The 13,770-nt window shown below is 72.1% G+C and carries 13 protein-coding genes; 8 read left to right on the plus strand and 5 right to left on the minus strand.

Going from position 1 to position 13,770, the window contains the following annotated elements:
- The first annotated feature begins 212 nt into the window (after nucleotides 1–212).
- The 5 genes from RB628_RS03100 (at nucleotide 213) to RB628_RS03120 (ending at nucleotide 5,642) form a co-directional block, all read left to right on the plus strand.
- Nucleotides 213–605 carry an ankyrin repeat domain-containing protein gene (locus RB628_RS03100; RefSeq protein ID WP_318318679.1) on the plus strand — a complete coding sequence of 131 codons (393 nt, stop codon included), beginning with the start codon at nucleotides 213–215 and terminating at the stop codon, nucleotides 603–605.
- Between the two features lie 301 nt (nucleotides 606–906).
- A complete protein-coding gene (locus tag RB628_RS03105; protein ID WP_318318680.1) occupies nucleotides 907–2,325 on the plus strand; it encodes a HEAT repeat domain-containing protein in 1,419 nt (472 codons plus the stop codon).
- Between the two features lie 139 nt (nucleotides 2,326–2,464).
- Nucleotides 2,465–3,589 (plus strand): glycosyltransferase family 1 protein, encoded by a 1,125-nt coding sequence (locus RB628_RS03110; RefSeq protein WP_318318681.1) that lies wholly within the window; start codon nucleotides 2,465–2,467, stop codon nucleotides 3,587–3,589.
- A complete protein-coding gene (locus RB628_RS03115; RefSeq protein WP_318318682.1) occupies nucleotides 3,586–4,788 on the plus strand; it encodes a glycosyltransferase in 1,203 nt (400 codons plus the stop codon). Before RB628_RS03110 ends, RB628_RS03115 begins: the two co-directional genes overlap by 4 nt.
- Nucleotides 4,785–5,642, plus strand: coding sequence for an SGNH/GDSL hydrolase family protein (locus RB628_RS03120; protein ID WP_318318683.1), 858 nt, complete (start codon nucleotides 4,785–4,787; stop codon nucleotides 5,640–5,642). Before RB628_RS03115 ends, RB628_RS03120 begins: the two co-directional genes overlap by 4 nt.
- A gap of 175 nt (nucleotides 5,643–5,817) precedes the next feature.
- Here the strand turns inward: RB628_RS03120 and RB628_RS03125 are convergent, their stop codons facing one another.
- Genes RB628_RS03125 through RB628_RS03145 form a run of 5 tightly spaced genes read right to left on the minus strand, consistent with a single transcriptional unit; the run spans nucleotide 5,818 to nucleotide 10,229 of the window.
- Nucleotides 5,818–6,687, minus strand: coding sequence for a biotin-dependent carboxyltransferase family protein (locus tag RB628_RS03125; RefSeq protein WP_318318684.1), 870 nt, complete (start codon nucleotides 6,685–6,687; stop codon nucleotides 5,818–5,820).
- Complete coding sequence (pxpB, locus tag RB628_RS03130) at nucleotides 6,684–7,301, minus strand: 5-oxoprolinase subunit PxpB (RefSeq protein WP_318318685.1); 618 nt, start codon at nucleotides 7,299–7,301, stop codon at nucleotides 6,684–6,686. The genes RB628_RS03125 and pxpB overlap by 4 nt, the downstream gene beginning before the upstream one ends.
- Nucleotides 7,298–8,068 carry a 5-oxoprolinase subunit PxpA gene (locus RB628_RS03135; RefSeq protein WP_318318686.1) on the minus strand — a complete coding sequence of 257 codons (771 nt, stop codon included), beginning with the start codon at nucleotides 8,066–8,068 and terminating at the stop codon, nucleotides 7,298–7,300. Before RB628_RS03135 ends, pxpB begins: the two co-directional genes overlap by 4 nt.
- Nucleotides 8,069–8,091: 23 nt before the next feature.
- The gene (locus tag RB628_RS03140; protein WP_318318687.1) at nucleotides 8,092–8,913 is read right to left on the minus strand and encodes a putative hydro-lyase; all 822 of its coding nucleotides are present in this window, start codon (nucleotides 8,911–8,913) and stop codon (nucleotides 8,092–8,094) included.
- The gene (locus RB628_RS03145) at nucleotides 8,910–10,229 is read right to left on the minus strand and encodes an MFS transporter (protein ID WP_318318688.1); all 1,320 of its coding nucleotides are present in this window, start codon (nucleotides 10,227–10,229) and stop codon (nucleotides 8,910–8,912) included. Before RB628_RS03145 ends, RB628_RS03140 begins: the two co-directional genes overlap by 4 nt.
- Nucleotides 10,230–10,395: 166 nt before the next feature.
- Here RB628_RS03145 and RB628_RS03150 point away from each other — a divergent pair, with 166 nt between their 5' ends.
- From RB628_RS03150 to RB628_RS03160, 3 genes are all read left to right on the plus strand, one after another.
- Nucleotides 10,396–11,091 carry a GntR family transcriptional regulator gene (locus tag RB628_RS03150; protein WP_318318689.1) on the plus strand — a complete coding sequence of 232 codons (696 nt, stop codon included), beginning with the start codon at nucleotides 10,396–10,398 and terminating at the stop codon, nucleotides 11,089–11,091.
- A gap of 122 nt (nucleotides 11,092–11,213) precedes the next feature.
- Entirely contained in the window at nucleotides 11,214–12,740 is a 1,527-nt protein-coding gene (locus tag RB628_RS03155; protein ID WP_318318690.1) for a hypothetical protein, read from the plus strand.
- A 118-nt stretch (nucleotides 12,741–12,858) separates the two neighbouring features.
- Nucleotides 12,859–13,743 carry a hypothetical protein gene (locus tag RB628_RS03160; protein WP_318318691.1) on the plus strand — a complete coding sequence of 295 codons (885 nt, stop codon included), beginning with the start codon at nucleotides 12,859–12,861 and terminating at the stop codon, nucleotides 13,741–13,743.
- Nucleotides 13,744–13,770 lie beyond the last annotated feature (27 nt).

The raw sequence follows: 13,770 nt of genomic DNA on the forward strand, positions 1-13,770 counted from the left end.
CAGTCACCATGAGTTCTTCCAGGATCACCGCATGTATCCATACGATAAAAGGTGCAATCGAGTGAAGTTCCGCATATTTCACCCTGTTGGCGGACCTGTTCGGTGCCATCCGGGGGTGCTGATCTCTGCGGCGGAGGTGTCGGGTCATGTGCCTGTTGAGCCAGTACTCTGACGATTCACCCGTACGGTTGTCATGAGAGGTGGTCCGGCCGATGAGTGAAGCCCCCGACCCCGAGGTCGTGGAGCTGGCGACGAAGATCTTCGATCTGGCCCGGCAGGGGCAGACCGAGGCGCTCGTGGCGTACGTCGACGCTGGCGTCCCGGCCGACCTCACCAACGACCGCGGCGACTCCCTGGTGATGCTCGCCGCCTACCACGGCCACGCCGGCGCGGTCCGGGCGCTCCTCACGCGTGGTGCCGACGGGGACCGGGTGAACGACCGGGGCCAGACCCCGCTCGCCGGGGCCGTATTCAAGGGTGCGCAGGACGTCATCCAGGCACTCCTGGAGGGTGGCGCCAACCCGGCCGAGGGCATGCCCTCGGCCGTCGACACCGCCCGGATGTTCGGCAAGACGGAAGTGCTGGAGCTGTTCGGCGCGCATTGAGCCGTACACACTGACCAGCTACGACAAGGAAAACGGGGGAGGCGGAACGGGGCCGCCGGAAATACGGTCGCGGCAGCTTGAACAGCCGGGTCATCATGACGTCGTGATTCACGGACGCGATGGCTGGGCAGGTGTTGCCGCACCGCGCGGGCCGTGATGCGGTCCGCATGGGCCCACCTACGAGAGGCAGAGGAAGATGGTCTACAGCAAGCAGGAAACGGCGGGCGCTCCGACGTGTTGTCACGCGGCCAGGTAAAGCAGGATCCCGGTTGCGTCGACGCTTGATGTGAGGCTGTTTCCCATGTTCGATCCGGTCATAGCGCCCAGCGGTACGCTGCTCGGCCTGCTCCAGAGGGGCCGCGGCGACGGCACGCTGCACGCGCTCACCGCACCGCGGGCCGAGGCGCTCGCGGCACTGAACCAGTGCGTGCTCCACGACCCCCGCCACGACTGGCAGGTGGAGAACCGCTCCCTTTACTACGCCCGTCTCTATGTCGACCTCCACGGCGAGCTCGACGAGATCGAGGCCCATCTCTTCGACGTCGAGGACGTCCTCGATACCGACGAGTCCCGCACCGGACTCGCCCTCGCGGTCCTCGGGCACCTCGCCTCGTACGGCAGGCGGGACGCACTCGACCTGCTGCGCAGGTACGCCGCGACCGGCACCAGCTGGGCCTGGGCGCTGGACGAACTGGCGCTCAGGGACGACGACGCGGGGCTGCGCGCCCTCGCCGCCCCCGTGCTGGCACGCTTCGGCACCGACGCGGAGGGCGAGGCCGAGCTCGCCGTGGTCGTGCGCGACGCCTTCGAGCCGCGGCCATGGCGGCTGTGGGCCGAGGATCCGCGCCAATCGATCTCCACACGCGTGCGTGCCGCGCAGGAGACCGGCTGCTTCGACCGCTGGCAACGCCAGATGCGACCGTCCGGGCCCCGCCCGGGCTGGAGCGTGCAGGCGGTCTTCGAGTGGGCCCAGCAGGGAATCGACCGCGGCGCCGTGCTCCATGTGCCCGCCGCGCGCTGCCTGACGGCTGTGGCGGGCCCGGAGGACCGTCCGCAGATCCTGGAGGCGGCCCGCAGTGGTGGCGACGGTGCCCGCTGTACGGCCCTGCGCTATCTCGCGGACGGCAATGATCCCGATGCCCTCGACCTGATCGAGGGTGCGGTCACCGACGGCACGACGGCCGTTGTGGAGGCTGCCGTCGATGCATTCGAACGTATGCGCAGTATCGCTGCCGTCGACCACGCGCGCGGGTGGGTCCACCGGCCCGACCCCCTGGGCGCCGCCGCCGGACGGATGCTGGCCTGTCTGGGCGGCACCCGGGACAGCGACCTCGTCCTCGGCGCACTGCGGGAGGCCGTACGGGGTGAAGGGCCCGACGCGCCCACCCTGTGGACCCTGGTGGACGGCGCGGGACGGCTCGGCATCGTCTGCGCCGCCCCCGTGCTGCGGCACGTCTACCGAGAGACCGCCTCGTCCCATCTGCGCGGCCGGGCCGCCCGGGCCCTCGCCGCCACCGACCCGTCCTTCGCCGCCGGCTTCGCCGTCGAATGCCTGTGGGACTGCGAGGAGACCACCCGCGAGGTCGCCGCCCGGCACGCCGAGACCGGTGACGCCAGGGTCGTCGACCAGCTGCGGCGACTCGCCGCCGACCCGGCCGAGGAGGCCGAGGTCCAGACGGCGGTACGAAGCCGGATCGGGCCCGACAGCACCGCCGTATGAACGGGGGATGACCCGGGGATCAGGAGCGCGTGGACGCGCGCCGACCCGCGAGGGAGCGGTGCGCAACGCTCATGGGACGTTCCCCGTCCGGAAAGATCGACGTTGACGCGGGCACGTCCAGTACGGCGACAACACCCTTATGCGTGTCGTCATCGTGACCGAATCCTTTCCCCCTGATGTGAACGGCGTGGCCCACTGCGCGCTCCAGACCGCCCGGCACCTCGTCGATCGCGGTCACGTTCCCCTCGTCGTCGCCCCGGCCACCGCCGCCGGGAACGGGCCCGACGCCTCGGCGCCGTGCCCCGTCGTCCGTGTCCCCTCCCTACCGCTCCCGGGCTACCCCCAGGTCCGTGTCGCCCTCCCCAGCCGACGCGTCGCCGCCGCGATCACCGAGCACCGCGCGGACATCGTCCACCTGGCCAGCCCCTTCATCCTCGGGGTGCGCGGCATGGCCGCCGCCGCCCGGCTCGGCATCCCCGCCGTGGCCGTCTACCAGACCGACCTGGCCGGATACGCTCGCACATATGTGCACGCTGGTGAGGCGGCCGCCTGGCGGCGCATCCGCTCCGTCCATGCCGCCGCCGACCTCACCCTCGCACCCTCCAGCGCGGCCCTGCACGACCTGGAGTCGCACGGAGTGCCCCGGGTGAAGCTGTGGCAGCGCGGGGTGGACACCGTGCGCTTCCGCCCCGAACTCCGGGAGGAGGCCATCCGCCGCGAACTCGCCCCCAACGGCGAGCTGATCGTGGGCTACGTCGGCCGGCTCGCCCCCGAGAAGCAGGTCGAACTCCTCTCCGGGGTCTGTGGCCTGGACGGTGTACGGGTCGTAGTCGTGGGTGACGGGCCCAGCGAACCGGGACTGCGCGAGCAGCTGCCGGGCGCGGTCTTCCTGGGCCGCCGCACCGGGGACGAACTCGCCCGGATCTTCGCCTCGCTGGACGTCTTCGCGCACACCGGCCCCTTCGAGACCTTCTGCCAGACCGTGCAGGAGGCCATGGCGAGCGGTGTGCCCGTCGTCGCCCCCGCCGCCGGCGGACCGCTGGACCTGGTCGCCCACGGGCGCACCGGCCTGCTGGTCCCGCCGCGCGACGCGCCCGCCGTACGGGACGCGGTCTGGTCCCTGGCCCGTGACCCGGGCCTGCGGGCCGCCTACGGCGCCGCCGCCCGGGCGACGGTCGAGGGCCGCACCTGGGCGGCCGTCGGCGACCAACTCGTCGGGCACTACGCCGACATCCTCACCGCGCGGACGGTGGTGGCCGCATGAACGGCGAGACACCGCGCAGGACGAGCGGGCCGCTGCGCATCGTCCGGCTGGCGAACTTCGTCGCCCCCGCCTCGGGCGGGCTGCGCACCGCGCTGCGCGAACTGGGCGCCGGTTACCGGGCCGCCGGGCACGAGCCCGTCCTGATCGTGCCCGGTGAGCGGGCGAGCGACCGCGACACCGACCAGGGGCGCGTGATCACCCTGCCCGGCCCGCTGCTGCCCGGCACCGGCGGCTACCGCGTCCTCACGGACAAACGGCGCGTATCCGCCCTCCTGGAGGAACTGGCTCCGGACCGCCTGGAGGTGTCCGACCGGACGACTCTCAGGTGGACCGGCAGGTGGGCGCGCCGGGCCCGCGTCCCCGCTGTGATGGTCTCCCACGAGACCGCCGACGGCGTCCTGCGCACCTGGGGTCTGTCGGAGTACCTCTCCCGGCGCGCCGCCGACGCCCTCAACGTCCGTACGGCACACACCTACGCGCGAGTGGTGTGCACCACCGAGTTCGCCGAGCGGGAGTTCGTGCGGATCGGCGCGCGCAATGTCGTACGGGCTCCCCTGGGTGTCGACCTGCTACGGCGGCACCCGTCGCTGCGGGACCCGGAACTGCGGGCCCTGCACGCGCGCGGGGACGAGGTGCTGCTGGCGATGTGCTCACGGCTGTCCGTCGAGAAGCGGCCCAGCACGGCACTGGACGCCGTGGAGGCGCTGCTGCGTCGCGGACAGCGGACAAGGCTGGTGGTGGCCGGGGACGGGCCGCTGCGGGCCCGCCTTGAGCAGCGGGCGCGGGCGCGCGGACTGCCGGTCACCTTCCTCGGGCACGTCGCGGACCGGGCACTGCTGGGCAGGCTCCAGGCATCCGCCGACGTGTGCCTGGCGCCCGGGCCCGCGGAGACGTTCGGGCTCGCCGCGCTGGAGGCGATGGCCTGCGGGACACCCGTGGTCGTCAGCGCCTCCTCCGCGCTGCCCGAGGTGATCGGGTCCACCGGGGCCGTCGCGGCCGACGACGGAGAGGCCTTCGCGGACGCCGTACGGCTGCTGCTGGGGCGGCCCGAGCACGAGCGCCGCGAGAACGCACGCGCGCGTGCGGAGTGCTTCGGCTGGCCTGCCGCGGTCGAAGCGTTCCTCGCGGCACACGACGTGGTGGTGCCGTCCACCGGAGAGGCGCCCGCGCGGCCCGTCGTACCGGAGGGTGTCGGATGAGACCGCTGCGGTTCGTGGCGCTCGGTGACTCGCTGACCGAGGGCGTGGGCGATCCCGTGGACGGCGGGTGGCGCGGCTGGGCCGCCCTGCTCGCCGACGGGTTCGGCGACACACCCATCGAGTTCAGCAACCTCGCGGTCAGCGGGGCACAGACACGCGACGTACTGGAACGGCAGACGCCAACCGGACTCGACCTGGAGCCGGACATCGTGTCCGTCGTCATCGGGGTGAACGACACCCTGCGCCGCACCTTCGACATTCACGCGGTGGCCACCCGGCTGGACGAGGTGTACGCGGCCTTCACCGAGCGGGGTGCGCTCCTGCTCACGGCGTGCCTGCCCGACCCGGGGGCGATGCTGGGGCTGCCCGGCGCCCTGGCGAACCCGCTGGCCCGGCGGCAGCGGGCGGTCAACGCGGTCGTGCACGCCCTCTCCGAGCGTTACGGGGCCGTGCATCTGCACGCCGCCGGGGGCGAGTGGCTCTGCGGGCGGGAGATGTGGAGCGCGGACCGGCTGCACCCCGGCGAGCGGGGGCACCGGCAGCTCGCGGTCCGCTTCCACGCGCTGCTCGCGGAGAGGGGGGTCACGGGCGGGGCGGGTCCGTCGGCCGGGCCGCAGCAGCCCGCGCCCACCCGGTCGGCCAATCTGCGCTGGCTGGCCACCGCGGGCACGGGCTGGGTGGCGCGGCGCTGCACCGACCTGCTGCCGCAGCTCCTCCGGCTGGCTGCCCAGGAGGTCCGCCACCGCGCCCGAGGCACCAGCGCCCGCCTCGACCTGGGGGCGGCCCACGCCGTGGCGGCGGCCCTCGCAGCCCTGTCGGTCGCGGAACACCGGGCCGAGCCGGACGTGGCGTAGGACCCGGCCGGCGGAGCAGGTCGGGGGCGAGTCCGGCTGCGAGGAGGAGAGCGCCGGAGTGAACGCGCCCCGCGCGAGCGATGCCGAGCATCGGCAACGCCGCTGGGGTCCCCTGGGGGAGGGCGTGTTGAGACCCACGCCTCCGGCGTGGTCCACCGGAGACTCCCTGGGCGGTTCAGCGGCGGCGCACGGGCACGAACCTGACCGGGGTGCCCGGTGTCGCCTGGGCGGCGGCCGGCAGGTCGGCGGTGCGCACGACGGCGATCACCGGATAGCCCCCGGTGGTCGGATGGTCGGCGAGGAAGACCACCGGCCTGCCGTCCGGGGGCACCTGGACCGCGCCCAGGACCATGCCCTCACTGGGGAGTTCACCGGCGAAGGCCCGCTCCAGGGAGGGACCTTCCGTGCGCAGCCCGATGCGGTTGCTCGCGGAGGACACCTGGTACGTGGACGTGGCGAAGGTCCGTAGCGCGGCGGGGGTGAACCAGTCGTCGCGCGGCCCGACGGTCACCCGGAGCACGAGTTCGGCCGGGGGCGCCGGCTGTGGAACGACGTCCACGCGCGCGTGCCCGCCTGTCACCCGGCCCAGGGGCAGCACCGCGCCGTCGGTCAGGGGCGGCGGGCCCAGACCGGACAGCAGGTCGGTGGAGCGGCTGCTCAGCACCGGCTCCACGGCGACTCCGCCGGAGACGGCCACGTAACCGCGTACTCCGGACAGGGCCGTCCCGACGTCCAGCAGCGCGCCGGCGGGCACCTGCGCCGGCGCGCCCCAGGCCACCGGGCGGCCGTCCACCGTGACCGGGCACGGGGCGCCTCCGACCGCGACGGTGACCGGGCAGCGGGGGCGCAGGGCGCAGCCGTTGAGGGTGGTCTCCAGGACGGCCGCGTCGGACGGGTTGCCGACCAGCCGGTTGACGAGCGCCGCCGCGGGCGCGTCCAGGGCGCCGGAGCGGGGCACCCCGAGATGGGCGTACCCGGGACGTCCCAGGTCCTGCACGGTGGTCAGCGCCCCCGCCCGTACGACGGCGAGCGCGCGATCCGTCATGGGCGCCCCGGCGGGACGAAACGGACCCGGGTGCCCGGGGACAGCAGGGCGGCCGGCACGCGCGCGTGGTCCCACAGGACCGCGTCCGTCGTACCGATCAGCTGCCAGCCGCCCGGCGACGAACGCGGGTACACACCCGTGTACGGGCCCGCCAGCGCCACCGCACCGGCCGGGACGGACGTCCGCGGGGTCGCCCGGCGGGGCACGTCGTAGCGTGCCGGGAGACCGGTGAGGTAGCCGAAGCCGGGCGCGAAACCGCAGAAGGCGACCCGGAACTCGGTGTCCGCGTGGATGCGCGCCACCGCTTCCTCGGACACGTCCCACAGGGTGGCGACGTCGGCGAGGTCCGGGCCGTCGTAGCGGACCGGGAGTTCGATGATCTCCTGGGTGCGGGGGAGTGCCGGGGACACGTCGGAGGCGGTCAGTTCGGAAGCCAGCCGGACGGGGTCGGCGAGCCCGTCGAGGAGGACCGTACGGGCCGCGGGAACGATCTCCCGTACGGACAGGGTGCCTTCCGCGCGTCGGCGCAGCAGTTCCGCGTGCAGGGCCTGGGCCTGCTCTCCGGAGGAAACCTCGACCAGCAGCGCGTCGTCGCCGACGGACAGCGCCCTCATGCCGTTCGTTCCGCGCGTGCGAAGGCCTCCACGCGGACGCCCGACGCCTCAAGGCGCTCGCGGACCCGGCGGGCCAGATCCACCGCGCCGGGCGTGTCGCCGTGGACGCACAGGGAGCGGGCGCGGACCGCGAGGGGTGTTCCGGAGTGCGACGCGACCACCCCGGTCCGGGCGAGGGTCACGGATCGTGCCACGACGGCGTACGGGTCGGTCACCACGGCCCCGTCCTGGCCACGCGGCACGAGCGTGCCCTCCTCGGTGTACGCCCGGTCCGCGAACGCCTCAGGGACGGCAGGGAGCCCTGCCGCTTCGGCCAGCTCCAGCAGCCGCGAGCCCGGCAGCCCGAGCACCGGCAGCCCCTGGTCCGCCAGGAGCACGCCGTCGATCACCGCCTCCGCCTGCTCCTTGTCGTGCACGACGCGGTTGTAGAGCGCGCCGTGCGGCTTGACGTACGACACGCGCGTGCCCGCCGCGCGTGCGAAGACCTCCAGGGCGCCGATCTGGTAGGCCACCTCGGCCGTCAGTTCGTCGGGCGGCACGTCCATCGCGCGCCGCCCGAAGCCCGCGAGGTCGCGGTAGGAGACCTGGGCGCCGATCCGTACACCGCGCTCGGCCGCCAGTTCGCACACCCGCCGCATGGTGGCCGCGTCCCCGGCGTGGAAGCCGCAGGCCACGTTGGCACTGGTGACGACGGACAACAGCTGTTCGTCGTCGGTCAGCCGCCAGCGGCCGAAGCCCTCGCCGAGGTCGGCGTTGAGGTCGATCATCCGGGACTCCTGTCACGCTCCGGTCAGGCGACGCGGTACTGCTCGTCGCGGGTGTCGGTGAGGAACATCTGGCCCGGCGCGTGCGTGACGGCGAAGGGCGGGCGGGACGCCGTCACCGCGGCCTGCGGGGTCACTCCGCAGGCCCAGAACACCGGGATGTCGTCCGGTGCGAGGTCCACCGGATCGCCGAAGTCCGGACGGCCGAGGTCGTCGATGCCGAGCCCCGACGGGTCGCCGCAGTGTACGGGGCTGCCGTGCACCGCCGGGAGCAGACTGCTCTCCCGGATCGCGGCCGCCAGGTGCTGCGGTGGTACCGGACGCATGGACACCACCAGGGGGCCGTGCAGCCGCCCGGCGGGACGGCACTGGCGGTTGGTCACGTACATCGGGACGTTGCGGCCCTGCTCGATGTGCCGGATCGGGACGCCCGCATCGGCGAGCGCCCACTCGAAGGTGAAGCTGCATCCGATGAGGAACGTCACGAGGTCGTCGCGCCAGTGGGCGAGCACGTCCGTGGGCTCCTCCACCAGCTCGCCGTCCCGCCAGACCCGGTAGCGCGGCAGGTCGGTGCGCAGGTCCGCGCCCTCGGCCAGGACGGTGGTCCAGGAACCGGCGTCCGTGACGTCCAGGACAGGGCAGGGCTTCTGGTTGCGCTGGCAGAACAGCAGCATGTCGTACGCCCAGTCGGCGGGCACCGAGATCAGGTTGACCTGGGTGTGGCCGGCCGCGACGCCTGCGGTGGGGCCTGTCAGGCCCGCGCGGAACCGGGCTCGGGCGGATTTCGGGCTCCACGCGTGCGCGTGCTCGTCGACGAGGGACAGAGGGCGGTCTTCCGTACGGTTCACTGAAGTTCCTTCCCGCGGGTCTCCGGCAGCCCCAGCAGTGCCAGGGCGGCGATGCCGTATCCGATCGCGCCGAAGACCAGCGCGCCGCCCACGCCCCAGCTGTCGGCCAGGAAGCCGACGGTGGTGGGGAAGACGGCGCCGACGGCCCGGCCGGTGTTGTAGGTGAAGCCCTGGCCCGTGCCGCGTACAGCGGTCGGGTACAGCTCGCTCAGATAGGAACCGAAGCCGCTGAAGATCGCCGACATGCAGAACCCGAGCGGGAAACCGAGCACCAGGAGAAGGGTGTTGGCGCCGTCCGGGATGTTCGCGTAGGCGAGGATGCACAGCGCCGAGAGGACCGCGAACAGCCAGATGTTGCGCCTGCGGCCGAGCCGGTCGGTGAGGTAACCGCCGGTCAGATAGCCGATGAAGGCTCCGGAGATCAGGAACGTGAGATACGAACCGGTGCCGACGACCGACAGTCCGCGTTCCGTCTTCAGATAGGTGGGCACCCAGGTCGCCAGGGTGTAGTAGCCGCCCTGGACACCGGTGGACAGCAGGACCGCGAAGATCGTGATGCGGAGCAGTCCGGGTGCCTCGGCCGTGCCGGGCCTGAAGATCTCCGCGAACGAGCCCTTCTTCGGGTTCTTCTCGCGCTCGGCGACCGCCTGGGGCGCGTCCTGCACCGAGCGTCGCATCCAGACGACCAGCAGCGCGGGCAGAGCGCCCGTCCAGAACATCACGCGCCAGGCCAGGTCGTCGTCGAGGAACGAGAAGACCATGGTGTAGACGATCACGGCCAGTCCCCAGCCCACGGCCCAGGAGCTCTGGATCGCGCCGAGCGTACGGCCGCGGTGCTTCGGGCTCGCGTACTCGGCCACCAGGATCGCGCCCACTGCCCACTCGCCACCGAAACCGAGGCCCTGGAGGGCGCGGAACACCAGCAACGTCTCGTAGTTGGGCGCGAAACCGCAGGCGACGGTGAAGACCGCGTACGTGATCACCGTGATCATCAGTGCCCTGACCCGGCCGATCCGGTCCGCGAGCACCCCGGCGCCGGCGCCGCCGACCGCGGAGACGACCAGGGTGACGGTGGTGAACAGGCCGGTCTGGCCGCTGTTCAGGCCGAAGTACGCGGACAGCGCCACCATGCTCAGCGGCAGCGTGAAGTAGTCGTACGAGTCCAGGGCATAGCCGCCGAAAGCGCCACCGAAGGCGCGGCGGCCCCGCGGGCCCAGCGCCCGCAGCCAGGCGAACGCGCCTTCGTCGACGGCGGGTTCACTCGCTCCGGGGCGGGTGTCGGCGGGCAGGGCCTGCGGTGGAGGGGTTGTGCTCATGTGCACCTCGCAGTTGAGGGACGGAGGGTGCTTGAGGAATGAGCGGTGCGGAAGCTGTCGGCACCGCGCGGATCCGGCGGTGCCTGTCCAGCAAGGTAGAGGATCGTTGAACGATCCTTCAATACCCGTGTTGTTTCGTTCTTGTATCTGCGATTGAATTCCGGGCATGGCAGAGCAGTTGACGGGACTGGCCGACGACCGCGCGCTCCTCGGGCGCACCAGTACCGCCGAGCGGGTGTCGGACATTCTCAGGAGCCGTATCGCCGACGGGTACTTCCCGCCCGGGACCCGGCTCTCCGAGGACAGCATCGGCGGCGCCCTCGGCGTCTCCCGCAACACGCTGCGCGAGGCGTTCCGGCTGCTCACGCATGAACGCCTGCTGATCCACGAACTCAACCGAGGTGTCTTCGTACGGGTCCTCACGGTCGAGGACGTCGAGGACATCTACCGCACCCGTGCTCTCGTCGAATGCGCCGTGGTCCGCGGGCTCGGTGAGCCGCCGTACGCCCTGGAGAACCTTGCCGCGGCCGTCGAGGAGGGGCAGCAGGCGGCGCGCGACGGTGACTGGAAAGTGCTGGGTACGGCCAACATCCACTTCCACCGCGAACTCGTCGCGCTGGCCGACAGCGCACGCACCGACGAGCTGATGCGCAGCGTCTTCGCCGAACTGCGCCTCGCCTTCCACGTCGTGGACGACCCGCGACGCCTGCACGAGCCCTATCTCGCGCGCAACCAGCAGATACTGCGGACCCTCCAGGCGGGCGACCGGGGGCGGGCCGAGGGGCTGCTTTCGGTCTATCTCGACGACTCCCTCAAACGGGTTGTCGAGGTCTACCGGCGTCGGGTGGGCGAGGACGGGTAGCCGGTACTGGGTTCGGGACCTGCGGCGTTCCACAGGGTGCGGGCCACACGGTGGCGGGGTGACAGCGGGTCGCTTCTGAGTCGTTTGGGCCGTTGTCAGACCGAGGACCTAGTCTGTGCACCGTGACTTCGCCTGCATCGACGGACAGCGTTCCGCCCCAGCTCAGCGCGGGGCCGCGCCCCGCTCCGGGCCCGGCCGCCGACGAGGGACTGGCGCGGCGCCTGCGCGCGCTCGCCTGCACGGCCCCGCTCCACGACCTGGACGCGCGCAAGGCGAATCTCGCGGGCGAGTACTCGGTGTACGGCATGGCGGAGGTCGCCCTCGCGGCCATCGATCTGGTCACCCTGAACATGGACTTCGACACGGGCGCCGACCACGACCAGATCGTCGCCCGTCTCATCCCGCGCATCGCCGCCCAGGCCCCGCGGCGGCCCGTCACCGAGCACGAGCGCGTCGCCCGCTGGGTCCTGGAGAACCTGATCAACGTCGGCAGCGTCGACCGCGGCTTCCGGGCCGTATACGGCACGTTCGCCCCGGACGGTACGTATGTACGCCGTGACTACGACTTCAAGCTGATCGAAGAACTCCCGGGGTACGACGGAAGCGTCTACCTCCGTACGACGGACGAAGCGGTCAACGTACTCGTCGGCGCCCTCGACACCGACGTCACCAGCGCCCAGATCGCCGCCGAGGTCAAGCTGGAGGTGCTGATCAGCCGCGGCCGGCTGGCCGACGCCCAGCTCGCCGCGGAGCAGGCCCGGTACCGGACCGTGCAGTACTCGGAGACCCTGCGCAGGGCGCTGGACGCTACCCGGCGGAACGTACGCGCGGTGGACTGGCTCCAGACCGTTCCCGACATGATCGCCGAAGCGCTCGACCATGTCGCCGACCGGTACCGCCATGAGAACGCGATCCTGACCAACATCCGCAAGGCCCGCGACGAGTCCGAGGACCCCGAGCAGAAGCGGCGCGCGGCCGAACTCGTCGACATCGTCAAGGACTGTATCCGCCGGCACACGCAGCTCCAGTCCCGGCTCCTGGAGGCGGGGCCGCTGTTCCGCGCGGAGCAGGACCGGCAGGCGTTCGCGACGCCGATGACGTCGTCGGGGATAGACCTGTACGGCCATCTGGTCGCCCCTGTGCTGCCGTTGCCCCTTGAGCGGGCGGTTCGGGTCACGGACGCGTTCTTCGCGCGCGGGACGGGGCTTCGTACGCCGGTGTCGGTCCGGATCGGTGACCTCGTGGACATCCTGCTGACGCCGCCGCAGGAGCGGGAGCATCTCGGGGCGGAGATGCCGGAGCCGGACCTGATCGCCACGCCGGACGACAGCCGGTTCAGCGAGGAACAGTTGGCGGCGGCGATGGAGTTGCTGGATCTGCCCGCGGACGCTCCTCGGCGACTGTCGGGGCTGCTTGCCGAGGCTCGTCTTCGGGATGCGGAACTTCCTTATCTGGTGGCCCTGTTGGCCGTGCACGCGGCCAGTCCGCCAGTGGGGACGGCTTATCGCCAGGGCGAGAGGAAGTTGCTGTTCGCTGTCGATGACGGGACGGAGCTGGACGATCCGGAGTTCGGGGGCGCCGACTTGATCGTGGGGATGGCGTTGCTGGATGCGGTGGGGATGGCCGCGGGCCGGTCGGAGGCGGCGTGATGTTTTGTGGGTCGTTCTTCGTCCTGCGGCCGGTGGAGGCTTGTCGCGCAGTTCCCCGCGCCCCTTTAGGGGCGCCTGCCCATGCCCCTGTTTACAAGATCCACAAGGAGTCTCAGTCGTGAGCGAGCAGGTCGACTGGAGTGAGCCGGAGGCTGTTGCCGCGCCGGCCGCCGCTGCCGTCATTACTCCTGGCGATGCCGCCGATGCCGCTCGGCTGGTGGCCTTCGGGCTTCAGCCCAAGCTGCAGGCTGCTCGGGACCAGGAGTACGCCGAGTTGTTGCGGCGGTATCGCGAGGACCCGGCCTTTGCCCGGCTCGCCGACGCGGTGGCCGCGGGGCTCGGGCTGGTCGTGCTGGAGGTGTCCCCGCGCGCGGGGATGGCCGTCACCGCCGCCGAGGACTCCGTTTTCGCCGTGCGGATGGGGGACTACGCACGTCGTACGTCCGCCGATGGCTCGGACCGATTTCTGCACGGGCTCGCCCATCTCGCCGTTGCCGCCATGGCGTTTCCGCGGCCCGAGGATCTCGCCGACGACGGCTACATCGGACGCGTCACCGTCAACGGGGTCGAGGCCTTCGTCCGGCAGGCCTGCCGGCGGCTGGAGGAGCGGGCCGAGGCACAGGGCGTGAACACCGACCCGCCCAGCGACGCCCCTGAACTGGAGGCTGCCTGGCGGATCTGGACGAGGCGGAGCGCGACGGGGGCCACCAAGGACGCGCGGAGACCGGCCAGTTCGACGACCGGGATCGTCGGTAAGGCCGTCGCGTTTCTCACCGACTCCGGCTTCCTGCAGCGCACGGGCGACGACAACGGCGGTACCTATCGCACGACGGCCCGGTACCAGCTACAGGTGCGGGACATGGCAGGCAGCGCCGCCATGGCCGAACTGCTGGAGCTGGGCGTCGTACCGGTCACCGACGGGACACCGACGCTGCTGCCCGCCGAGGAATCCGACGATCTGGAGCTGGTTGCGGACGCAGGGCTGCCCTTCCACCACTCCTGACCGCCGTCCCGACGCCCTTCGCACACA

Source organism: Streptomyces sp. ADMS (assembly GCF_033441795.1).
In the GTDB taxonomy this organism is placed as follows: Bacteria; Actinomycetota; Actinomycetes; order Streptomycetales; family Streptomycetaceae; genus Streptomyces.